20 protein-coding genes are annotated in these 23931 nt (G+C 57.0%); 19 read left to right on the forward strand and 1 reads right to left on the reverse strand.

What is annotated here, in order from left to right:
• Positions 1-737: hypothetical protein (locus ACESLM_RS24025; protein ID WP_372635320.1), on the forward strand; the 737-nt coding region annotated here is incomplete at its 5' end.
• Positions 738-795: 58 nt separating this feature from the next.
• Here the strand turns inward: ACESLM_RS24025 and ACESLM_RS24030 are convergent.
• A complete protein-coding gene (locus ACESLM_RS24030; RefSeq protein ID WP_372635323.1) occupies positions 796-1860 on the reverse strand; it encodes a LacI family DNA-binding transcriptional regulator in 1065 nt (354 codons plus the stop codon).
• 188 nt (positions 1861-2048) lie between these two features.
• On the opposite strand from ACESLM_RS24030, the gene ACESLM_RS24035 reads away from it, so the two are divergent.
• From ACESLM_RS24035 to ACESLM_RS24120, 18 genes are all read left to right on the forward strand, one after another.
• Positions 2049-3791, forward strand: coding sequence for a sensor histidine kinase (locus ACESLM_RS24035; RefSeq protein ID WP_372635326.1), 1743 nt, complete (start codon positions 2049-2051; stop codon positions 3789-3791).
• Positions 3792-3797: 6 nt separating this feature from the next.
• Complete coding sequence (locus tag ACESLM_RS24040) at positions 3798-5147, forward strand: helix-turn-helix domain-containing protein (RefSeq protein WP_372635328.1); 1350 nt, start codon at positions 3798-3800, stop codon at positions 5145-5147.
• Between the two features lie 115 nt (positions 5148-5262).
• Positions 5263-7017: an extracellular solute-binding protein gene (locus tag ACESLM_RS24045; RefSeq protein WP_372635331.1), complete on the forward strand. Its 1755-nt coding sequence runs from the start codon at positions 5263-5265 to the stop codon at positions 7015-7017.
• Between the two features lie 81 nt (positions 7018-7098).
• A complete protein-coding gene (locus ACESLM_RS24050) occupies positions 7099-7989 on the forward strand; it encodes an ABC transporter permease (RefSeq protein WP_372635334.1) in 891 nt (296 codons plus the stop codon).
• 56 nt (positions 7990-8045) lie between these two features.
• A complete protein-coding gene (locus tag ACESLM_RS24055) occupies positions 8046-8936 on the forward strand; it encodes a carbohydrate ABC transporter permease (protein WP_372635337.1) in 891 nt (296 codons plus the stop codon).
• 31 nt (positions 8937-8967) lie between these two features.
• Entirely contained in the window at positions 8968-10077 is a 1110-nt protein-coding gene (locus ACESLM_RS24060; RefSeq protein WP_372635340.1) for a peptidyl-prolyl cis-trans isomerase, read from the forward strand.
• Positions 10078-10201: 124 nt separating this feature from the next.
• Positions 10202-12661, forward strand: a complete 2460-nt coding sequence (locus tag ACESLM_RS24065) for a right-handed parallel beta-helix repeat-containing protein (RefSeq protein WP_372635343.1) — start codon at positions 10202-10204, stop codon at positions 12659-12661.
• Between the two features lie 525 nt (positions 12662-13186).
• Entirely contained in the window at positions 13187-13966 is a 780-nt protein-coding gene (locus ACESLM_RS24070) for an ABC transporter ATP-binding protein (protein ID WP_372635346.1), read from the forward strand.
• A 1-nt stretch (position 13967) separates the two neighbouring features.
• Positions 13968-14825, forward strand: a complete 858-nt coding sequence (locus ACESLM_RS24075) for an ABC transporter permease (protein WP_372635349.1) — start codon at positions 13968-13970, stop codon at positions 14823-14825.
• A gap of 71 nt (positions 14826-14896) precedes the next feature.
• Positions 14897-16051 (forward strand): ABC transporter substrate-binding protein, encoded by a 1155-nt coding sequence (locus tag ACESLM_RS24080; RefSeq protein ID WP_372635352.1) that lies wholly within the window; start codon positions 14897-14899, stop codon positions 16049-16051.
• 42 nt (positions 16052-16093) lie between these two features.
• The gene (locus tag ACESLM_RS24085) at positions 16094-17158 is read left to right on the forward strand and encodes an LLM class flavin-dependent oxidoreductase (RefSeq protein WP_372635354.1); all 1065 of its coding nucleotides are present in this window, start codon (positions 16094-16096) and stop codon (positions 17156-17158) included.
• Positions 17159-17263: 105 nt separating this feature from the next.
• A complete protein-coding gene (locus tag ACESLM_RS24090; RefSeq protein ID WP_372635357.1) occupies positions 17264-17893 on the forward strand; it encodes a cysteine hydrolase family protein in 630 nt (209 codons plus the stop codon).
• Complete coding sequence (locus ACESLM_RS24095) at positions 17890-19209, forward strand: zinc-binding metallopeptidase family protein (protein ID WP_372635359.1); 1320 nt, start codon at positions 17890-17892, stop codon at positions 19207-19209. Before ACESLM_RS24090 ends, ACESLM_RS24095 begins: the two co-directional genes overlap by 4 nt.
• A gap of 30 nt (positions 19210-19239) precedes the next feature.
• Positions 19240-19734, forward strand: coding sequence for a flavin reductase family protein (locus ACESLM_RS24100; RefSeq protein ID WP_372635362.1), 495 nt, complete (start codon positions 19240-19242; stop codon positions 19732-19734).
• Positions 19731-20246, forward strand: coding sequence for an NADPH-dependent FMN reductase (locus ACESLM_RS24105; RefSeq protein ID WP_372635364.1), 516 nt, complete (start codon positions 19731-19733; stop codon positions 20244-20246). Before ACESLM_RS24100 ends, ACESLM_RS24105 begins: the two co-directional genes overlap by 4 nt.
• 16 nt (positions 20247-20262) lie before the next feature.
• Positions 20263-21357 carry a TetR/AcrR family transcriptional regulator gene (locus ACESLM_RS24110; protein WP_372635367.1) on the forward strand — a complete coding sequence of 365 codons (1095 nt, stop codon included), beginning with the start codon at positions 20263-20265 and terminating at the stop codon, positions 21355-21357.
• A gap of 9 nt (positions 21358-21366) precedes the next feature.
• Positions 21367-22902, forward strand: coding sequence for an MDR family MFS transporter (locus tag ACESLM_RS24115; RefSeq protein WP_372635370.1), 1536 nt, complete (start codon positions 21367-21369; stop codon positions 22900-22902).
• A gap of 157 nt (positions 22903-23059) precedes the next feature.
• The gene (locus ACESLM_RS24120; RefSeq protein WP_372635373.1) at positions 23060-23920 is read left to right on the forward strand and encodes a hypothetical protein; all 861 of its coding nucleotides are present in this window, start codon (positions 23060-23062) and stop codon (positions 23918-23920) included.
• Positions 23921-23931 lie beyond the last annotated feature (11 nt).

The following is a 23931-nucleotide window of genomic DNA, read 5'->3' on the forward strand; positions in this document are numbered from 1 at the left end:
AGATGGCGGAGATGGACGCTGTGCTGGATTACAATTCCGCAGCAGGCCATTCTTCGCCCGCCACTTCCTTCTCGGAAGGGTACAAGGAAATGATGGATACGATCCATTGGAACTTCAGCAACCATGGCATGAATACGAATTATGTGTTTGCGATGGAAGGGGTAAGCGATTACTACAGCTATTTTGTAGACCTGAACGGAATGATGTGGGGCAGAAGCCTCGGATACGTGCCGCAGCAGGCTCCTCAGGTAACGCGTTATACGATTCCGGCGAAGTTTCTCGGATTGCCGACAGCAGGCAAAGCCAAGGGCAGTCTCGACGAATACGCTTGGGCGTTCACGATGGGCAATCCGCTGCTGATCGACACGGCGACGCCGAATGCCCATGTGTTCCCGCGCTATACCGATATTTACAAGAGCGAGTCGACCATTTATTTTTATGGCACATACAAGGACGAGCGAGGGCTGTCGCTATCTAATTCCAACATCAAAGGAACGACCATTGTAGGTCAAAATCAGGACAGACTGGGCATTCAATTGCGCAATTTAAGCTCTGTCTCCCAGACGGTCACCGTGACGTTGGATTACGCTAAGCTCGGACTGGCGGGCAGCACGGTGGGCTCGGTCGTCAACATCGAAGGCGGAGCCGCCGTTGCCTACACGACGGGCGCCAACTCTGTATCCTTGACGATCACGATTCCGGCGAATGATGTGAAAGCTCTTAAAGTATCGTTCTGACAAGCGAAAAGCGGCGTATTCTCCTTCGCGAGATGCGCCGCTTTATCGTATTCACTTGCTATTTGCGCGCCGAATTCGTTAATGCCGCGGCGGATTCCCGGATGACCAACTCGGGCTTAAGGCGGATTTTCACATATTCCGATTGCGGGAGGATTCCTTCTATTTTGTCCAGCAAGACTTGGCATGCCTTTCTGCCCATCTCCTGAATCGGAGTGGCTACCGTAGTTAACGGAGGGTCGATCACGGAGCCCAGATAGACGCCTTCATAGCCGACGACGGAGATATCGTCGGGGATGGTCAGCCCGAGTCTCTTGACTGCAATGTAGATGAAGGAGGCCAGAATATCGTTGCAGGCGAACAAGGCTGTCGGGCGATTCGGACCTGTCAGAATGTCGATAAACGTCTGGTTGTTCTCCAGAATCTCGGACGCGACAAATTCGTTGGAAGAGAACAGATTGAAGGAGATCAGATTGTTTTCCTTGTAAGGAAGCTCCCGGTCGCGAAGCGCTTGAATATACCCCATTCTGCGTTCTTTGACCTCGGACGATTGCTCCAGATAGCTGTCGTAGACGAAGGCGATGTCCTTGTGCCCCAGATCGATCAAATATTCCGTCATGGCGTACGCGCCGTTGTAGTCGTCGCACACGACGTAGTCGCTGTCCAGAGTTTCGAAATATTTGGTGTACAGCACGAACGGCACACCTTGCTTCTGAAGGGCGGCATAGGTTGAGGGCTCGCCGCAATGGAAAATGAGAAAGCCTTCCGTCTGCATGCGAGTAAACTTCTCTATCATTGCGCGTTCCAACTCCAAATCGCGTTCCAACGGTACCATAGACACGATATATCCCCGCTTCAAGGCATAGGGAATAACGCCTTTGACAAATTGGTGCTGGTAATCGTCGTGCAGGAATCCGCCGATCATAATGGTCAGATTGTACGACTTTCCGTGAATCAGTCCTTTGGCCATATGGTTCGGCGTATAGTCGAGTTCTGCTGCAATTTGCCTGATTTTCTGCTGCATGGCTGCGCTAATGGATGAATCCGCCCGCAAGGCTAACGATACGGTCATCTTCGAAACCCCGGCAACCTTCGCTATATCAGTGAGTGTCACGCGCTTCTTCATGGATAACGCCCCCGAACTTTATCGGTAAATTTCTCTTGTAAGTAATAGTATATCCAAACTTGACTCTAACGTCTAATCGGATCTCCGGCGACGCAAAATACAAACTAACGAAGAGCGGTATCGGTCCTGCCTCCGCTTTTCAAAAACTCCCCATCTGTGGTATGAATAGTACATTCGGGGGTGCCTCTATGAAACTGCGGGTGAACGGCAAGGCCAAGTGGTATGTTTACCAGAAAATCGTCATGATATTTATCGTGTTTCTCGTGCCTCTTATCATCCTGAATATATGGGTTAATTACCGGGGAATGTCCTTCTCGAAAAATACGATTTTGGATTCCGCGGCTGCAAGCGCTTCCTTCTATGCCGAGCAATTGGACAAGGAGATGTACTTCATTCGCAACCAGCAATTGCGTTTGCTCAACGAGCAGGAGCTGCAGAAGCTCAGCTTCCGCGGAGGAAAGCTGGAGAAGTACGAGGAGGTTGAACTGATCGAGCAGGTGAGAACCGGCCTGATGCCGGTGGCAGACAGGAGTGAATACGTCGTCAACGCGGGCGTCTACGTCGCTTCCATCGGCAAAACCATTTCGGGCGCGAGCGGCGTGACGGACATTCCCAATCCGGAATACGAGCTGGTCTCCTTACTGCTGAAGCAAACGCCCAAGCCGTCGTTCTATCAGGCTGGAGACCGGCTCTTCTTCATCGAAACGGAAAACAACGCGGAGATCTGGTCCTACATCGAAATTTCCAAAGCGAAGCTGGCAGAGGAGCTGCGCCAGATCGTTTCCCTGTACCGAGAATCCGAAGTGTTCTTGGGAAGCCCGGAGCTGGGCAGCGTACTGTCTACTGCGCAGGACGGCAAATCCTCCAGACGGGAGTCGCTTCTCATACGGGACGACGAGACGGTCGTCGGCGACAACAGTCCCGAGTCGCGAAATGTGGACGGGACCCGGTACTTCGTGGCGCATCAGCCGGTCAGCTCGCTCAAGCTGTCTCTGACGATGTACGTGAATCAGAACGAGTTGACCCGCCCGCTGAGTCAATTCAATATGTCGTTCTACATTTTATTTGGCATCGTCGTCCTCATTTTGGTGCTGTATTCCTTCTCGATCCACGTTATGATCCACAGGCCGCTGTCCAACCTCGTCAAGGCGTTCCGCATGATCGAGACGGACAATCTGGACTTGGTCATCGAATCCAAGACGAAGGACGAATTCCATTATCTGTTTCAGAGCTTCAACCGGATGGTGACCCGTCTCCAGCGTTCGATCAAGGACAACTACGAGAAGAAGATCGCGCTGCAGCGCTCGGAGCTGAAGCAGCTCCAATCGCAGATCAATCCTCACTTTCTCTACAACAGCTTCTTCAACATCTACATGCTGTGCAAGGTCGACGACTCCGAGAGCGCGGCCGAGCTGTCTCAACGGCTCGGAAGCTATTACCAGTACATTACGAGAAGCGGCTCGGACGAAGTGCTGCTTGAGAAAGAGTACAAGCATGCGCTCGATTACTGCGAAATTCAGTGCATCCGGTTTTCCAACCGCATCTCCTACGTCTATGACGAAATTCCGGATTCGCTGCAAGGCGTTCACGTCCCCAGGCTGATCATCCAGCCGATCGTCGAGAACGTATTCGACCACGCCTTCGAAGACGGAGCGGAAGACGGGATGGTGCATATCGGCGTCGCGCATGAAGACGGACGCGTGCGAATCGTCGTGGAGGATAACGGCCTGCTGCTGACGGACGAACGTCTGGAGCAGCTGCGGGAGGGACTGTCGTGGAAATCCGGGGAGGACGAAACGACCGGACTGATCAACGTCCATAACCGTTTGGCGTTAAAATACGGCGCGGGCAGCGGTTTGTTCTTATCCCGAAGCTCATACGGAGGACTCAAGGTCGAGATGGTCGTGGATTTGACAAAGAAAGGGGATTGATCGCTCATGTATCGGATGCTGATCGTAGATGACGAGCCGATTATCGTCAACGGATTAATCCAATTGTTCCAGAACAACGCCGAGTTCGAGCTGGATATATGCAAGGCCTATTCTTCCGCGGAAGCGCTGGAGATCGCGAAGAGGACGAAGCTGGACATTCTGGTCAGCGACATTCGCATGCCCCGTAAGACCGGTCTGCAGCTCGTCGACGAGATCGTCTATTATTGGCCGGCGTGCCGGATCATCTTCCTGACCGGCTACAGCGAATTCGAATACGTGTATGAGGCGCTTCGCAAAAACGTCGACAGCTACATTCTGAAGACGGAAGGAATGGACCCGATCTTCGAGGCGGTGAAGCAGGCGATCCGGAAGCTGGAGGAAGAGAACCGGCGGCGGTTGGAGAGCGAGAGGGCGCAGCTTCATCTGCATCTGGCGGAGCCGTACTTGAAGATGGAGATGATGGCGGAGCTGCTGAGCGGCAGACCGTTGACGGAGCTGACGTCGAGCGAGCGCTATGCCGATTTGAATTTTGCCGTATCCGCCGATCGTCCCGCTTATGTGGTGGCCGGGTGGGTGGAACGAGCCGAGCCTCCGAAGCGCAAGAAGCTGCAAGCGGTGCAGCGTATTTTCGAACAACTGCTGCCCTCCTCCTTGGCCTGCGAGCAGACGATTCACGAGGAAGAAGCGCCGGTGTGGCTGCTGCAGCCGGACGCGGAATTGTCGGCCAGGTTCTGCGGCGGCCCGGACGCCGGGGACGCGAAGGCGGAAGAAGAGGGAGTCGTCGCGTATGTGAAGGGCATTCTGGAGCAGGTGCAGAACGAATGCGAAGCGGCGTTGGAAGCAACCGTATCCTTCGGCATCTCCGGCAACGTGGCGGACCGCTGGGAGGCTGTGCATCCGAAGCTGGAGGCGATGCTGTCCGGAATTCGCGACAGAGCCCGGTTCGGGCATGCGCTGGCCATTGTCGATTTCGGCAAAGCCGAAGCGCAGGCTTGGAGCGCCGACATGGGGGAGGACAAGGAGCAAGAGGAGCAGAAGCGCTGGCTGATCGAGCAGATTCACAAGTACGTGCAGGACAATCTGGGCGGAGACTTGTCGCTGACGACGATCGCGGGCGAGGTGCATTTTAACCCGTCGTATCTATCCCGCTATTACAAGCAGGCGACAGGCCGTAATCTGCTCGATTTCATTCAATCGACCCGATTAAACGCAGCCATCGACCTGATGCTCCACACTTCGCTGAAACTAAACGATATTGCCGTCCGCACGGGCTTCGACTCCAACTCCTACTTCACGACCTTTTTCAAGAAAATGACCGGAATGTCGCCGATGCAGTATCGAAATTCGCATAGGTAAAAAATACGAAACGATTGTAAACGATTCGAAATTGCGAGCGTTTTCCCGCGGCGCCTATAATGAATTCATGGAGCTCCTAAGACTGGCAAACGATCATATAGGGGGAAGCTTGCACATGAAATGGCTTAGATCCTGGAATCTGATCCTCTCGTTCTCTCTCGTACTTTCGTTGATGGCGGCATGTTCGAGCAAAGAAGGGAACAAAGAAGTCTCGTCCCCATCTCCGTCGGCGTCCGTATCTCCTTCGGCCTCCTCGGAAGACGGCGGAGCGAGCGCCGAAGCCGAAAAGCCGGACCCGCTCGGCAAATATCCGGAGACGGTGACGGTGACCGAGGTCATCGGTTACAATCCGCCCGAGGATCCAAGAACGCCGTCAGGGATGACGCCCGATCAGAACGCTTACCTGAAAGACTTGAAAGAAATGACGAACATCGAAGTAAAGTTCAAGTGGATGGTGCCGAACAGCCAATACGAGCAGAAGTTCTCGCTGGCGCTCGCGTCGGGCGACTTGCCGGACATTATGGAACTGGACCAGAAAAACTTCGAGAAGCTGAAAAATCAAAACATGCTGGGGGATTTGACGGAAGCTTACGAGCAATACGCTTCCCCGGATCTCCGGAAGTATATGGAGTCGGACGGCGGCTTCGCGATGAAGACGTTCAGCGTCGACGGCAAGCAGCTTGCGATTCCGGCCTTCGAGGACCCGTTCCTGTCTACGCAGATTTTGTGGATTCGCAAAGACTGGCTCGACACGCTGGGCTTGCAGCCACCGACGACGATGGCGGAGCTGGACAAGGTTGCCGAAGCCTTCGTTACGCAGGACCCGGATCGCAACGGCCAGAACGACACCTATGGCGTGTCTCTCCAGAAAGAACTGTTTTTCTGGGGCTTCGATCTTAGAGGCTTCTTCAACGGATTCGGAGCGTATCCGTCCGTTGGCGACAAGCAGTCGGCCTGGATCAAGGGCGGCGACGGCAAGCTGGTTCCCGGTCTGATTCAGCCGGAAATGAAGGACGGGCTGGGGATGCTGCAATCCTGGTATCAGCGCGGCATCATCAACAAGGAGTTTGCGCTTAAGGACGAAAACAAAGTTGTCGAGGATATCGTTGCAGGCAAGGTGGGCATCTCCTACGGAGAATGGTGGTACCCGAACTGGCCGCTTAACTCCCACGTGGATAAAGATCCGAAGGCGGAATGGATCGCGCTGCAAATTCCGGGCCTGGACGGACCGGGCAAATCGCTCGTGCCGAAGCTTCGCGCCGGCAAAGTGTTCGCGGTGAGCAAAAACATGAAGCACCCTGAAGCTGCGATCAAAATGCTGAACTTCTACATCGAGATGGGCTACAAGAAGTACAAGGACGACGAGAAGGCGGCAAAAGGGTACGTTTACAACTGGTTCAATCCGCGGATTTATAATCCGGCCGATATCGACAACATCTATACCGAAGTCAACAAGGCGCTGGATGCGGGTCAAACCGAGATTACGCTGGAAGACGAGAACTTCAGCAACGTCGACTCCGTGTTCAGAGCGACGAAGGAATACTTGGCCAAGGACACGTCCCGACAATCGTTGGGCATCAGTTGGGGACAGTATTACAGCCGCGCCGCCAAAGACGGAGGCTGGGGCACAACGAAGAAGGTTAAGGAAAGTCATGCATTCGTTAACAACGAATTCTACGGTCTGCCTACGGAGACGATCGTCAGCAAGGGCGGTCAGCTCGACAAGCTGATGCAGGAATCGTTCACCAAGATTATCATGGGCGCATCGCTCGATGAATTCGACAAATTCGTCTCCAGTTGGAAGTCGCTGGGCGGCGATAAGATTATCGAAGAAGTCAACGCGTGGTACGATACGCAAGCCGTGAAATAAGCGGTACGAGGAGGCGGGAGGCGAAGTCGGGCAATCGACCGAACCTCCCGCTTTTCAGTAAGGGAGAACGGAGGGGCATCCTTGAAAAAACTGAAAAAGAATTATCCGTTGCACGTCATGTTGCTGCCGGGCGTCGTGTTTACGTTAATCTACGCTTACGGTCCGATGGCGGGGCTGGTTATGGCTTTCCAGGAATTCGAGCCGCTGTCCGGTTTCTTCAAATCGGATTTTATCGGTCTCGACAACTTCAAATACGTGTTTCAACTGCCGGACTTTAATCAAGTGTTGTGGAACACGGTGCTGATTGCCGTCTGCAAAATGGTGCTGTTCCTGCTTGTTCCGTTAATTTTGGCTTTGCTGCTAAACGAGGTAACGAAGAGTTGGTTTTCGCGGTTCGTGCAGTCTGCGATTTTCCTGCCGTTCTTCCTGTCATGGACCGTGCTTGGCGGCATCGTCATCGAGCTGTTCTCCTTAAACGGCCCGGTTAACGCGTTGGTGTCGTCTTTCGGACTGGAGCCGATTATGTTTATGCTCGACAACAGTTGGTTCAGGACGATTATTATCGGTTCGGACGTGTGGAAGGGCATGGGCTACAACATGATCATCATGCTCGCTGCCATTACAGGCATTAACGCTACGCTGTACGAGGCGGCCGAAGTGGATGGCGCGGGCGAGTGGAAGCAGATGATCCACATCACGCTGCCCGGCATAGCGCCGATTGTGATCGTGCTTTCCGTCCTGGGACTTGGCGGCGTGCTGAACGCCGGTTTCGAACAAATCTTGATTATGTATAATCCGACCGTCTATGAAGGCTCGGACATTATCGATACATTCGTTTATCGTTTGGGTATTTTCAGCCAGCAATTCGGTCCTGCCGCGGCTGTAGGTCTGTTCAAATCGGTTATCTCGCTTGCATTAGTATCGGCGACCTACTATGCAGCCTACAAATACAACAACTACCGCATCTTTTAGAGGAAGTTCATCGAACTTTTGAACACTGATTTAATTAGAATGGAGGTGAGTCGGTTATGCGAAGCCGTGTCTCATTGAGCAGAAAGCTGTTTAACGTATCCAACGCGTTGTTTTTAACCGGAGTCACTCTGCTTGGCATCGTTCCGTTCCTGCACTTGCTGTCGATTTCCTTGAGCTCGAATACGGCCGCGATGGCGGGAGAGGTTAAGCTGTGGCCGGTCGGCTTTTCTTGGGACGCTTATATCTATTTGGGTGAAAAGGTCGAGTTCTTCCGTTCGCTATGGGTGTCCTTGGAACGGGTCGTTCTCGGGACGATCGTCAACATGCTGCTGGTGTTTCTGACGGCTTATCCTCTGGCCAAATCGAACGAACAGTTCGGTTCCAGGACAGTGTACGTTTGGTTTTTTGCCGTCACGATGTTCTTCGGCGGGGGACTGATTCCGACCTATATCGTCGTTGTCAAAACCGGTCTGATCGATTCGATCTGGGCGCTGATCCTGCCGGGCGCGCTGAGCGTATGGAACGTCATCCTGATGCTGAATTTCTTCCGTTCGATTCCGAAGGAGCTGGAGGAAGCGGCGACGATCGACGGAGCGGGACATTGGACCATTCTGTGGAAGGTTTTCCTTCCCGTATCGCTGCCTTCTATTGCGACGATCGGTTTGTTCACGATCGTCGGGCACTGGAACGCCTGGTTCGACGGGATTCTCTACTTGAACTCGCCGGATAAGTATCCTCTGCAGACGTACTTGTCTACGCTGATTATGTCCATGAATTCCATGATGACTTCGGTGTCCGTCGAGCAGCTCAAGGTATTGGAGAACCTCAGCGAGAAAACGCTGCGAACGGCACAAATCTTTATGGGGGCGCTGCCGATTATGCTCGTCTATCCGTTCCTGCAGAAGTATTTCGTTCGCGGCATGACGGTCGGCAGCGTTAAAGAATAATGGATGGTCCGCAATGGGGAGGGGCGCAGCAATGAAGAAAATAACGGTCGCTTTGGCGAGGGCTGCGGTCATGCTCCGTTGGATGACTCGTCTGCCGATATGGGGAGGAATCGCCGTGCTGATTGCGACGTCCGGCATTGTGATGGCGGCGGTTCACGCCTGGGATCGGCATGAGGATGAGGCTGTCGTGTGGATAGACGGGACGCCCGTTCATAAGGGCGAGTTCGAACGCGCTCTGCGGGCTAACAAGTCCCGCGTCGTGGACGAGTACTACATGACATACGGCGCCGAACAGACGGCGACGTTCTGGACGACGGCCTACGGAGGGGAAACCCCTTCCGAGTCCGTCCGCAAGCTGGCGCTGGAGACCGTTGTGAAGCTCAAAGTCGAGCAGATGATTGCGCAGGAGCAGGGCATTCTGTCGGACATCGGTTATTCGGATTTCCTGCGGGAGCTGGAGTCGGAAAACCGGAGAAGACAGGAGGCTGTCGCCGAAGGACGGGTCGTGTTCGGCCCTGTTCGTTATGAGGAAACGGCTTATTTGGAGTATGTCATGGGCAACGCGGTTCGGGACGTTAAGGGCCGGCTGCTGGAGCGGGAATGGAAGCCGGATGAGCGGGAGCTGCGGCAATTCTATGAGTTGAATAAATCGGAGCTCTATGCGTCGCGCGGGTCGGTGAAGGTTAACCAACTGTCCGCAGCTTTTCTGGACTCGAATCAGGAGGCGAACGAGACGCTTAAGCGTCAGGCGCGAGAGCGAATGGACGAAGCGACGGCTCTGGCCGCTGCCGGAACCGGGTTTGCGGAAATCGCGGATAGGTTGGGCGTTGAGATCCGGCTGGAGGAGCGAACCGTCAATGAGGGCAATGTCAGAATGAATTTGCGGAGCCCCGTCGCGCAGATTGCGCAGCATCTGGCTCCGGGTGAAACCAGCGGCGTCATCGAAGAGAACGGGCGCTTCTATTTGCTCCAACGTCTGGATGAGCGGGGGGAAGGCTCCGAGTTTGCCGATTTTGCGGAGATCAAGGATCAGGTGTTGAAGGATTATGCGGATTACAGGTATGCGGAATACTTCCGGGATCGGATATCCGCCGCCGAGATCAGAATAGATGAAGCGAAATACAAAACCTCTTGGAAGTAAGAGAGTTCCTGCATCGCTTGATGTAAGCGCTTCAGCCAAGGGCCCGGTTGAAGGATTACATATATCAATGGAGAGGGATGATCGCTTGATCAGAGGATTTCGCAGAAGATTGGGGGCATTAGTGGTGGTTGCAAGCATGGTTTGCAGCCTCGTCGGTATAGCGCCGACGGAGGCGAAGGCGTCGGGAGTCGCCTATTACGTCGACAACGTCGGCGGCAATGACAGCCATGACGGTACGAGTCCAGGATCCGCATGGCAGTCTTTGGACAAAGTGAATGCCACGACGTTCAGTCCCGGAGACCGAATTTTGTTCAAGGCGGACGGGATTTGGAATGGCAGGCTGTGGCCCAAAGGCTCGGGAGCGGACGGGAGTCCGATTGTGATCGATATGTACGGCTCCGGCGGCAAGCCTCTAATCGCGGGGATCACGTCGGAACTGGAAGCCGTATATCTGAAAAACCAGCAGTATTGGGAAATCAACAACCTGGAGATTACGAATCGTTCGACGCTGCCCTTCGACCGCAATTGGCAAAACCCGCGGGGGCAGCGCAGGGGCGTCTACGTCCTGAACGAAGAGGCCGGCATTTTGAACCATATTCAACTGAAAAACCTGAACATTCACGATGTAGACGGCGCGTACACGACGCGTTCGGGAGGCATTATTTTCGATTCGGTCGGATCGGTTACGCCAAGCGCTTTTCGCGGTATTTTGATCGACGGCAACGTCCTGACCGATGTCGACGCTTACGGGATTTATATCGGGTCCAACTGCATTCTGCGCTACGGGATGAGCGATCTATGGCCGTGGGTGCCGAAGCCGTACGGGCCGTGGACGCCGTCCACCGATGTTAAGATTTCCAACAATACCGTGATCAGGGCAGCGACCGGCGGCATTGCCTGGAACGTGACCGACGGAGCCGTTGTCGAGCGCAACGCGGTTCAGCAAGCGACCTATTTGGCCACGAACGCGGCGATCTGGTGGGCTTACGCGGACAACAACCTCGTGCAGTTCAACGAGTCCTTCGAGACCGTCAACGGTGAAGAGGACGGGCATGGATTCGACGTGGATGCAGGCAACATCGGCTCTATCGTCCAGTACAATTACAGCCATAATAACGCCGGAGGCTTCATGTTGTACGTAAACGACACGTACTACACGGTCGATACGGTCGTGCGGTACAACGTCAGCCAGAACGACAAGAAGAGCATCTTCCGGTACAGCGGATCGATCAGAAATGTCACGAACCACAATAATACCGTCTATGTCGGAGCCGCATCGGGCAATCCGGTCATGAGCGACTATTTTACGAAAGCTTCGGGCGCTCCGACGAACATCCGCAACTACAACAACGCTTACTACAGCGTCGGGGACAAGGGCTGGAACCTGACCGGCCAGATGTTCGATTACAATGCGTATTTCGGCGGGAAGACGCTGGTCGCCTCCGATCCGCACAAGGTCACGGCCAATCCGAACTTCGTGAGCCCCGGAAGCGGAGGCGTCGGCATGAACGCGGTGGAAGGCTACAAGCTGCAAGCGGGCTCTCCGCTGATTGGAGCAGGGATCCCCATCGCGGATCACGGAGGCCGTGACTATTACGGCAACGCGCTGTACAACGGGGATCCCGACATCGGCGCTCACGAATACGAGGGCGTCGTGCCGCCTGCTACTAACAAAGCGGCGGTTCCGTATCCGCGAATTCCGCAATCGCCGTCTGGCAATCTGGCTCCGCGCGCTTCGGTTAGCACGACGTTCGCGTCGTTGAACGGAACAACGGCTGTTATCGCCAACATCAACGACCGTTTCTACGAGTACGCCTGGTCCAGTAATCAATCGCCGACATTCCCGAACTACATTACGCTCGACTTCGGGGCTGAAGCGGTGACGGCCGATACGTTGAGACTGAACACAAGGTTCGGTCAAGGGCAGGGCATTACGAACTTCGATCTGGAGGTATTCAACGGATCGTCGTGGGTGCCTGTGCAGACCAACATAACACTGAGCTGGAGCTCCAACACGAGCGACGACGAGATCAAGTCGGTCGGCTTCGCGGAGACGACGTTCTCCAAGCTCAGGCTGAAAGTAAACAACGGCAACCGCCAATGGGGCAATATCGCGGTGAACGAGCTGGAGCTGTTCAAGTCGCCGATCGCCGCGCCGGTCAATGCCGCGCTTGGCGCGACGGCCAGCACGACGTTCCCGACGGGCAACGCCGGCGCGATCTCCACGATCAGCGACGGTAAAACTTCCACGTCGTGGGCCAGTTCGACGTCCATTGCGTTTCCTCAGTATATCTCGCTGGATTTCGGGGGCGGCTTCGTCACGACGGGCAGGATTAGCCTGCTCACCCATTTCGGCATCGGGCAGGGCATTACGAACGTCGATGTCGAGTATTTCAACGGTTCAGCCTGGGCGAATGCGGCGTCGAACGTGCCGATCACCTGGTCGCTGAACAGCAGCACGGTCGAGGAGCGGGAGATCGCCTTCAGTCCGGTCGCCGCCGGGGCGATCCGCTTGAAGGTGAACAACGGCAATCGCCAATGGGGCAATGTCGCGCTGAACGAGCTTCGGGTCTGGTCGGATTGACGGAGCCGGGGCGGCATTAACAAGCAAGTTAACTCTTGGGAGTCGTTCTCTATGAACGCTCCCGAGAGTTTTTTTGCATTGGCGTGTCCATACCGATAGTGCCGCCACGCGTGCTTATCCTCCTCCGCCGTCTCGGGTCCGTGCCGATAGTGTCGCCAAGCGTATTACTTCCTGCTGACATGGATGGAGAGGGTCGTGGTGTGCTCCCCTGTTGTTAATTTGTGTGATATATAATTACATAAATATTACACTAAATTAAATCAACCCCGCTCAAAAGTCTCGCCACAAACAACTTTTATTGCATAACGATAACTGTTAACCCTTCTTTCTCGTCGTGAAACCCTAAACATATTCCCTATAATGTTATTTATATTGACATGCAATTCGCGTGGTGATAGCTTATAGGCAAGAGGTTTAACTAAATAATAAAACGATTAATTAGTTGATTAAAACGGCTGTCGAGTCGCTACGCACCGCATCGCATCGATGTCTCGAAAACAAAACAAGCAAAGTGGTGAGTTCTCAATGACCTACATTAGCGTAAATCGGGTTTCCAAGAAGTTTCGGCGCCGGGGGCAGGTGACGGAAGCGCTGCGGGACATCGCGATCCATCTGGAGGAAGGGACGTTCGTCAGCCTGATCGGACCGAGCGGCTGCGGCAAGTCGACGCTGCTGCGGATCATCGGCGGATTGGAGACGGCCGACGAAGGGGAAGTGCTCGTGGAGGGGCTCGCCCCTCTCGAAGCGCAATCGCATAAACGGTTCGGATTCGTGCCGCAAGCCCCCGCTTTGTTCCCGTGGCGAACGATTCTGGAAAATATGAGACTTCCCTTCGAAGTGAATCGCAAGGGAGGCCGACAGACGCCGGAACAGACGGAGGAAGCGAAGGAACTGCTCCACTCGGTGGGCTTGGGCGACTTCCTGAACGCTTATCCGAAGGAGCTGTCCGGAGGAATGCAGCAGCGAGTCGGCATCGTGCGCGCTTTCGCCTCGGGAGCGCCGATCCTCCTGATGGATGAGCCGTTCTCGGCGCTCGACGAAATCACCCGCGAGAGAATCCGCTATCAGTTGATGGAAATATGGGATTCGCACAAGAAGACGGTCGTTTTCGTGACGCACAGCATCAGAGAGGCGGTGTTTCTATCGGACAAAGTGGTGGTCATGTCAAGCAGGCCGGGCAGGGTGACCGAGATCGTCGATATCGATCTTCCGAGACCTCGCCGCCATGAGCTGGAAGAGACGGAGGAGTACTTGCGGTACGTGCACCACATCAAAGGGTTATTACGCGAAAGGTGGGAGCATTGAAATGACAACACAGCAAAACGCAATCGACAACGTAGCGGCTTCATCCCGAATCCGGGAGCCGGGAATCGGATGGAACAAGGCGCTTGGCGCGGCAAGGCGGCTTGGCGGTTACGGGTATCCCGCATTGGCTTTCGTGCTGTTGTTCGGCGGCTGGGAGCTGGCCGTGCGGATATTCCGCATCAATCCGCTGACGCTTCCTGCGCCATCGGGCATTCTGAACGCGCTGTTCTCCGATTTCTCGTTTTATCTGGATCATGCCGGAGTCACGCTGTACGAGGCGATCGTCGGCTTCGTCATCGGCTCGGCGCTGGCCTTGATCGGCGGAGTGCTCATGGCGCATTCCCCGGCATTGGAGCGGATGCTGCTGCCGATCGCGGTTCTGGCCAACGTCACCCCGATCGTCGCCATCGCGCCGCTTCTGATCATCTGGTTCGGCTTCGGCTCGTTTCCGAAAATGCTCATCGCGGCCATCATCACCTTTTTCCCGATGCTCGTGAACTCGATTACGGGCTTCCGCTCGATCGACCAGAACAACTACGAATATTTGCGCTCCCTGCATGCCAGCAAAGCGGAAATCTTCTTTAAACTCCGTCTTCCCAACAGCTTGCCTTACTTGTTCTCCGCCTCGAAAACGTGCATCACCCTGAGCGTCATCGGAGCGGTCGTCGCCGAATGGAGCGGCGCGGACAAGGGGCTGGGCAATCTGGTCATGGTGTTCAGCAACTACATGCAGATCGAGAAGATGTTCGCGGCAATCGCCATGCTGGCGGCCATGGGCATCGTGCTGACGGCGGTCATCCGCATCGTGGAGCAGCGCGCGCTGTACTGGCACAGCTCAACTCAGACTCGCGAGGGATAAGGAGCGTCTGAAACGAATCCAAGGCAATTCGGCAAGATCCCATAACAGAGACGAGATAGGAGAATGAGACCATGCTGACGAGAAAAAAAGGAATGGCGGCTATGTCGATGTTGACGGTGATTGCGATGGCGCTTGCGGGGTGCGGAGGGGGAGAGGCCAAGCCGGCGAACAGTCCGGCCCCGTCGTCCGCGGCTCCGTCGTCGTCCGAGCCGGCTAGCCCGTCGGCCGCCGAGTCCGGCGGAGCTTCGGACGGGATCGATTGGGAGGCGCGCAAAGCGGCGAATCAGGCCGCGGGGGAGATTCTGTATTCGACCGGGTACTACTTCGCGGCTTCTTCCCCCGACGTTCAGGCGGTCATGGCCGACGAGCTCGGCTACTTCGAGCAATTGGGGCTTAGCGTCCGCGTGCAGCCCGGGCTCGATTCGCAAGGGATGAAGTTTCTGGCCGCCGGTCAAGCGCAGATTTCCAGCGCCGGCAATCCGAGCCTGGTCATCACCTCCGTGGACAGTGGCGCGGAGATCAAAGGGGTTGCGACCTTCGGCTCCGTCGGCGTGAACGCTTTGATGGTATTGGAGGATTCGGACATCCACACTCCGAAGGATCTCGTCGGCAAGACGCTTGGCTACAAGGGCGCGATTCCGTCCTGGGTTACAACGATGCTGGCCGCGGAGGACGTCACCCGCGATCAATTCAAGGCGGTGTCGGTCGGCTACGATCCGCGCATTCTGGACGGTAAGAAGCTGGACGCCCTGACCGTCTATAAGACGAACGAACCTTATATTATGGAGAAGGCGGGCATCAAGACGCGCCTGATCGATCCGGGCGATTTCGGTGCGGAAACCTCGTTCGGCGTCGTCGCCGTGAACGCGCAGTTCGCCGCCGAGCATCCGACCGCAATCGAAGATTTCCTGCGGGCGCTGTCCAAGGCGCATCAGTACGCGCTGGAGCATCCGGAGGAGACGTTGAAGGTGCTGGAAGCCCGCTCGACGTCGGGCTACGACCTGGAATCGGAGACGAATCGCTGGGCGGTGGAGCGCGAGCTCGTACAGGACAATCTGCATGAGGGACACGGCGTCGCCTGGCAGTCGGACGAACAATGGCAGCGGGAAATGGATATGCTGGTGAACGCGGAAGTGATCAAGGGACCGATTCCGCTAGACAAAGTCATGGACAATTCGTACATCGAAGCGATCTACGAGGGAACGGAACTGATCTGGCCTGAATGACGAGAACGGACTTAACACTAACGAAGATGGAGTGATGAAGCAATGAGTGGCACCGTGGATTACAACAACATCGATTTTGGCGTATTTCTTCCGATTACGAACGGAGGCTGGATCATTTCGGATACGACTCCGAAAATATACGGCAGCTACGAGCAGAACCGCAGCGCCGCCATTCTGGCGGAAGAGCTGGGGCTGGACTTCATCATGTCGATGGCGAAGTGGAGAGGCTACGGCGGCCGCACGAACCACTGGGGCACCTCGCTGGAATCGATGACGATGATGGCGGGCTTGGCGGAGGCGACGAAAAAAGTGAAGGTATACGCTACCGTCCATACGCTGCTGTACCACCCGGCAGTCGCAGCGAAAATGTTCGCGACGCTGGATCAGATCAGCAACGGACGCGTCGGCATGAACGTCGTATCGGGCTCTTACTCGAAGGAATTTTCCCAGATGGGCATGTGGCCGGAGAATCTCGATCACGGCGCGCGCTACGATCTGGCCAAAGAGTGGATGCAGGTCGTCAAGAAGCTGTGGTCGGAGGATCGCGTTAACCACGAGGGGCAGTATTTTCAATTGAAGGATTGCATGTCCGATCCGAAGCCGGTGCAAAATCCGCGTCCGTCGATCATCTGCGCCGGCGCGTCCGACAAAGGGTTGAGCTTCACGATCGATGAAGGAGACGCCTGCTTCGTCGGCGGCAAGGACGTGCAGGAGATCGCCAAGGTCAGCGCCAGGGCGAAGGAAATCGCTCGCGATCGCAACAAGACGATCAAGACGTACGCCATGTTCGGCATCTATCCGGGGGAAACCGAGGAGGAGGCGAACGCCAAAATCCAGCTGTATCAGGAAGGGGCGGACCGTGAGGCGATTATGGGCTTGATGGAGAGCTACGGGCTGGCGGTCGACGGCAAGGAATCGTCCATCTCGGCGAGAGCCAGAACGGCGCTGATGTCGCAGCCGATCTCCGGCACGGCGGAGACGATTACGGCCCGAATCCGGGAGATCATCGAAACCGCGAATCTCGACGGCATGATGCTGACGTTTCCGGATTACGACGCCGACATGCGCTTCTTCGGCGAACGCGTGCTGCCGAGGTTGCGGGGATAAGAGGGAAGCACGAACGAACGCCGAAGCTTACTGGAATGGACGTTGGAAGGAACACCGGAAGAACGTTGGAAAGAACGACAACAGGCGGCTAAGGAGGCGCGATAGATGCGTACGGTACCGAATGAGGGAATCGCCTTGGTGCTGGTGGACGTGCAGAACGACTTCTGCGCCGCCGACGGCAAATCGGCGGAATGGGGGGCCGACCTGTCCGGGGTCGACCCCGCTGTCGACCGGATCGAGGACTTGATAGCCTCCGCAAGAACGGCGGGAATTCCGATTATTTTCGTCGCGCTGATCACGGAGCCGGGAACTGATTCTCCGGCCATGAAGGAGTGGTACGCCAGACAGGGGCAGGATCCCGAAGGCGTGGCGATCTGCCGGAAATCGACCCCGGGGGCCGGGTATTACCGGATCTCCCCCTTGCCGGGGGACATCGAGGTGGCGAAACAGCGGTACAGCGGCTTTGTCGGAACGAATCTGGAGCTGGCGCTCAAGAGCAACGGCATCCGCAAGCTGCTCGTCGCGGGAGTTACGACGGAATGCTGCGTGGAATCTACCGTCAGGGACGCTTTTATGCGGGACTACGAGTGCTTCGTCGCGTCCGACGCCTGCGCGGCCTACGAGGCCGACGTCCACGAAGCTTCTTTGAAAGGAATGGCGCTTAACTTCGCCACGATCGTTACGACACAACAGGTTGTCCGAAGCTGGGCGCCTTTAATGGAGGTCAGGCCATGATTTCGACTCATCCCGGCGGCAAGGCGACGGAAGCGGAAATCCGGGACGTCGCCGACCGGATCCGCGCCGCGATCGACAGGCAGGAACTGATCGATCTGATTCTGGAATTGGGCAATATTCGCTCTCTGGCGGGTTACGAGAAAGAGGCCGGGGACTTCGTATACGATTGGATGAAGCGGGAAGCCTTCTCCCCGAAGAAGGTCGGCATGGTTCCGGACCGGTTTAACGTCATCGGCGAATACGGCGGGCAGAACCCGACGCAGGGTAAGAATCTGCTCATCACGAGCCATCTGGATACCGAATCGCCTCAATATAACGATCTCGACAAGCTGAAGTACCGTCCGGGATCGGTCGACAAGTCGGAATGGCTTCAGGCGAGCCTGAAGGACGGCGTTTTCTCCGGCAGGCCGGTGGAGAACGACAGAGGGCCGATGGCCTGCTTCCTGATCGGGGCCAAGGCGCTGAAGAAAACCGGCCTGCCGATGGCCGGCTCGCTCTACTTGACGGCCTGCCCGGCGGAGATCGGCCCGGAGCACGTGGAGGAATTCCAAGGCCCGCAGTTTCTGGGCAAGGAGATCGGCGCGCAGTTCATGATGACGCACGGAGGAGTGGCGCCGGACTTCGCTATTGCGGCCGAAGGAACGGATTTCGGAATTTCCTGGGTGTCGTGCGGACATGCGAACTTCCGCATCAATATCTATGGAGAGGATGTTTTCACGCCGTTGCTGGAGCATCCGGAGGAGTTGCGCAAGCACCCGAGCGCGCTCGTGAAGGTGGCGCCGCTCATCGAAGCGCTGCAGAAGTGGTGCGTCGAGTTCGAGAAGAACAACATCTACCATTCTCCCGGCGGGACGGCGGTGCCGAAAACCCAGATCGGAGCGATTCGCGGCGGAGACCCGCATCTGATGGGCGGGGGGAGCGAGGTGTGCTCGGTGTACTTGGGAGCGACGCTGACTCCCGTCCAATCGATTGCCGACGTGCAGCGTTCGTTGGAGGCGCTGATGGCGAAGGAGGGCTTCGAGGGCAAGGTGGAGCCGGTCGTTTACCGTCAAGGCTTCGAGGCGGACGCCGAGCGCGTCGGGGGTCTGAAGCGGGCGATCAGCCGCTCCAGCGAGTCGGCGGGCAAAGGCGAGACGCTGCAGGGCCACTACATTTATTCGAGCATGTGGCGCGATCATAACGTGTTCAATATGTATCGCATCCCGGCGGTCACCTACGGGCCGAGAAGATTCGCTCCGACGGTGGACGACATGGTGGACGCGGCGGTCATCTACGCGACGACGGCTTGGCTGATCTGCAACGATCTGGAGGGATAAGCTTTCATTTTGCCCGGGGAGGGACTAAAATTGGATTCAATAGCCTGGAGAAACGCGATGGGCAAATTCGCGACGGGAATTACGGTCGTGACGACGACGGACGCGGACGGCAAGCCGCAAGGGATGACGGTTAACGCGTTTACCTCGCTGTCGCTCGAGCCGCCGATGCTGCTCGTCTGTCTCGACAACAAGAGCTCGACGCTGACGCATATTTTGGAATCGAGGAAGTTTTGCGTTCATTTTCTGTCGGAGGAGCAGGAGGCGGTCTCCCGGGCTTTCGCCCGCAAGGGAGAAGCCGATAAGTTCGAGGGTTTCCCTTACTTCGCCGGAGAGACGGGCGTGCCTGTGCTGGAAGGCTGTCTGGCATACGTCGAATGCGGCTTGCGCAAAGCGGTGGAAGGCGGCGACCACCAGATTCTGCTCGGGGACGGGCTGAAGCTCGTCGTTCCGTCGTCGGATGCCGGACCGCTTCTCTTCTTCGGGGGGAAGTACGGCCGGTTGGCAGGAGAGGCGGAGGCTTCATGAAGATTACCGCGATCGTAGGCAATCCGAGAAGCCGCTCGAAGTCGTTCGGCGTCGCCGAAGAGATCGTTCGCCAACTGGTCGCCCGGCTGGGCGGAGAAGCCGACGTGGAGATCGTCGATCTGGCGGATTACGCCCCCGCGCTTCTGGAATGGGGCAATGCGGGAGTGGCGAAGGTCGTACAGCGCGTATGCGAGTCGGACATTGCGGTATTCGTCAGTCCCACCTTCAAGGCTACCTTCACGGGGCTGCTGAAGCTGTTCGTCGATCAGCTTCCGATGGAGGCGCTGTCCGGCGTGGCGGCGATTCCCGTCATGGTTGGGGCGGCCCCGCAGCACAGTCTGGCCGTCGAAGCGTACCTGCGGCCGCTGCTGGTCGAGGTCGGCGCCGTCTGCCCGACGCGCGGGCTGTACGTAATAGACTCCCAGATCGACCGGCTGCCGGAGACGGTAAGCGGCTGGTACGAGACGTCGTCGGCGGCGCTGCGCGGCGTCGTATTCGGCAAGGGGGCATGAGAGGAGACGAAGCGAATTGGCGATCCAAACGTTGGATGAAGCGAAGTCGACGGTGCAGACGCGAATATTGAACGCGGCGGAGGATATTTTCGCGCGGATCGGGTTCGCGGGGTGCCGGATGAACGATATCGCGGCGAAGGCCGGAGTTAATCAGGCGCTCATCCACTATTACTTCGAATCCAAAGAGAAGCTGTACATGGACGTCGTAACTCGTCTATTCGAGCAGTGGGAGCTCCACGTCAACGAGATTCTTCTGGAGGACGAGGAGCCTCAGGCGCTGCTGCGCAAATATATCCGGGAGCACTTCGAGCTGAAGTGCAAGCTCCCCAATCTGCATATGCTTTACCATCGCGAGTCGCTGGAGGGCGGAGATCTGTTCCAGAAGTACGCCTCGGCCAAGTGGACCGGGGATACCGAAGAGAAGATGCGGATTATAGCCGAATGGAAGCAAGGCGGGCTCATCCAGGGACAGATTCACGAGCGCGTGCTGCTGCAGCTGATCTGGGGAATGATGAACCAGTTCTACTATCGCAGCGAAGATAACTTGCGGGAAGAGATGCAACTGCAAGGCTCCTATGAAGAAATGAAAGAGCTGCTCGCCGACCAGATTATCCGGACGACGTTGTACGGGGTGCTCCCGCGGGACGAAGGGCAGGGCAAGGCGGAAGGCGGTGCGGCCGTCTCCCGAAGCGCATGCGTGCTGCTGCCGAAGGAAGTGCGGGCTTACGATACCGCGGACGTCGAGGAGCTGCTGAACGCGCTGCGTCTTCTGCACGGGATGGAGCTCCGCGTCGTCGATAGCGCGGGAGAGCTGTTCCAAGCGATGGGCGAGGAAGATCCCTGCCTCGTCGTTGTACTGGCGGCGACGGCTTTCGGAGAAGTGCCCGCGCCGGTGCACGAGCTGTTGGCCCATTCGGAAGCGGAGCCGGGGGCGATCGCCGATCGCTTCGTCGCCGTATGGACGGCGGCCCGGGAGAGACAAGCCGGTGACCAACTGCAGCGGACGCTGGAAGAGGCGTTTAATCGTCTCGGCGCATTCGCGGTGTCCCGCGTATCCGGCCAGAGCGGCCGGGAGTACGCGGAGCGCTGCGCAAAACTTGCAAGAAACTAGGTGGTCGAGGTGAATTCGGATACGGCGAAAGGCTCAGCATCCAGGCTGAATTGGCTCATGTCGGCGCTTCTCGTCAGTATTTTCCTGACGCAGGTGGATCAGACGATCGTCTCCACCGCGCTGCCGACCATCGTGTCCGAATTGAACGGCCTGGAGCATATGTCCTGGGTGTTTACGATTTACATGCTGTGCTCGACGGTCGTCATGCCGATCGCGGGCAAGCTGTCGGATATTTTCGGGAGAAAAGGCTTCTATATGTTCGGTCTGGCGGTGTTTCTGCTGGGATCGGCGCTGTGCGGATTGGCCGGAAGCATGACCGAGCTGATCGTCTACCGGGGCATTCAGGGGCTGGGAGCGGGCTTCGTGATTCCGATCACGTTCACGCTTGTGTTTACGATCATGCCGAAGGAGAAGGCGGGCAAGTACCAAACGTTCTATATGAGCGTGTTCGCCCTGTCCTCCATCGTCGGCCCTTCGCTCGGGGCGGTCATTACGCAGAACCTGGATTGGCGCTGGAACTTCTACATTAATCTGCCGATCGGACTGTACGTGTTTATCGTCTTGAACCGGACATTGAAGGAAAAGTCGGCTTCGAAGGCTCGCCCGTCGGTCGACGCGAAGGGGGCCGCGCTGCTGGCGATCACGACGCTGTCGATCCTGCTGGCGCTGAAGATGGGCGGGGAGCAGGACGCGTGGCTGTCCGCGCCGGTCATCGGGCTGCTGCTTGTCGGCGCGGCGGGACTCGCCCTGTTCGTGGCGGTCGAGAGACGCGTGCGCGAACCGATTTTGCCGCTGCAGCTGTTTCGCGTCCGGTCGATATCCGGCACGTTGGCGGCGACGTTCCTGCAGGGCGTCATTCTGTACGGAGCGCTGCTGTTTATTCCGCTGTTCGTGCAGGGCAGCATGGGCGGCGACGTAGGGGATGCGGGCAACACGCTCACTCCGATGATGTTCTCGATGATGCTCGGGGCGACGATGAGCAATTTCCTAATGAAAAGGTGGACTTACCGCGCGGGGATGATCGCTTCGATGTCGCTGGCGGGCGCCGGCATGCTCGGAATGGCGTACATGCCGCTTGACGCGCAAATGTGGAAGATCGCCCTGGTTATGCTTGTCGTCGGGATCGGAATCGGCATTCTGATGCCGCTGGCCCAGATGGCGGTTACCTACGGTGCGGAAGATCGCTTCAAGGGCGTGGCGACGTCGACGGTCGGCTTCAGCCGTTCGGTCGGCGGCGTGTTCGGCTCGGCGGTGCTGGCCGCGATCGTGAACGGCAGCCTGTCGACGGCCGTTCGGCGCCATGCGGCCGAGCTCGGGACGGCCTCGCCGGATCTGGCGAATCCGCAGCAGCTGCTGGCCGCCGATTCCTCGCTGCCCGAACCGACCGCGGCGCTGCTGCGGCAAGCGCTCGGCGAGTCGGTGCAGCTCGGCTTCTGGTTCCTGGCGCTGGCCGCCGTCCTCGGCATCGTCGCGGCAGCCTGCTCGGGCGGCGCTCGCTTCCGCATCGACTCCGAAGCCGATCTGCGTTCCGCCGCCAAGGTCTAAGTCCGTCAACGAAACCGGCTAATCCCTTGCAGGTACCCGCGATCCGCAGCGCTTCATCTCTTTGTGCCTTGGAAGATTTGCCTAAAAAGGCGCCGAAACCCTGTAAATCCTTCCCGTTACTGCCGATAAAAATAAAAAACAGTAAACGAGGAGAGCCATGCGAATCGATACGGGGTTATCCAACATTAAATTGTCGCTATTTAACGGAACTACCAATCCTCAGGAGCTGAAGGCGATTGCCGAAACGCTTTCCGATTTCCAACGTCCCGACAAGGTCGAACTGGGCTCGATTCCGGCGCGGGAGCTACCGGAGGGCGAAATGAAGCATCGAGTCGTGCGGAAGATCTTCGGCGGCGAGGTCGACGCGGCACTGGACCGCGTATTGGGCGGCAAAGCTCCGGAAGTCGCCGACGCCGCATACCGGATCATCGGCTCGAATCTGTTCGCCGATTCCATCGATCTGAGCGAGGAGGAGAGAGCGGAGCTTCTGGAGTCGGGACTGGCCCAAGCCGGATACTTGGCGGACAACTACATGTCGAAAGAGGAAGGACAATCGTTTCTGGAGACGATTCGCTTGCTCGCGGCGCTGGCGAAGAACGGCAAGGCCGATATCGCGGAGGGCCGCATCGTCTATGACGAGCTGCCGCAGCGGCCCGTGGGAGCGCCGGAAGATTACGTCAATGCGAGCGAGCTGATGAAGCGGTTCGATCCGGGCGGGTATGCCGCGATGAAGGAGGCGATCGCCGGCGGCAGCATGGAAGGGGGGCTTTCCAAGCTGCTGCGGTTCGTCAGAAACTCGCAGCCGCAGCTCCGGGAATGGACGGAAACGGTCGTGAAGGAGCAGAAGCGGAAGATGGACGAGTTTCGCAACGCGGTCGTCGACAATCGCTTCGAGGGTGCGGATACGGCTTCCGGCCTTCCGGCGTTTCTTGCTGACATGGAGGAGCGATTCGGTTCTTCCGTCAACTCCGAGCTTCTGCGGCGGAACCTGCAAGCCTTCGCCGGCCTGCTGTCCTGATCCCTTGAAAA

The organism is Cohnella sp., from assembly GCF_041641335.1.
In the GTDB taxonomy this organism is placed as follows: Bacteria; Bacillota; Bacilli; order Paenibacillales; family Paenibacillaceae; genus Cohnella.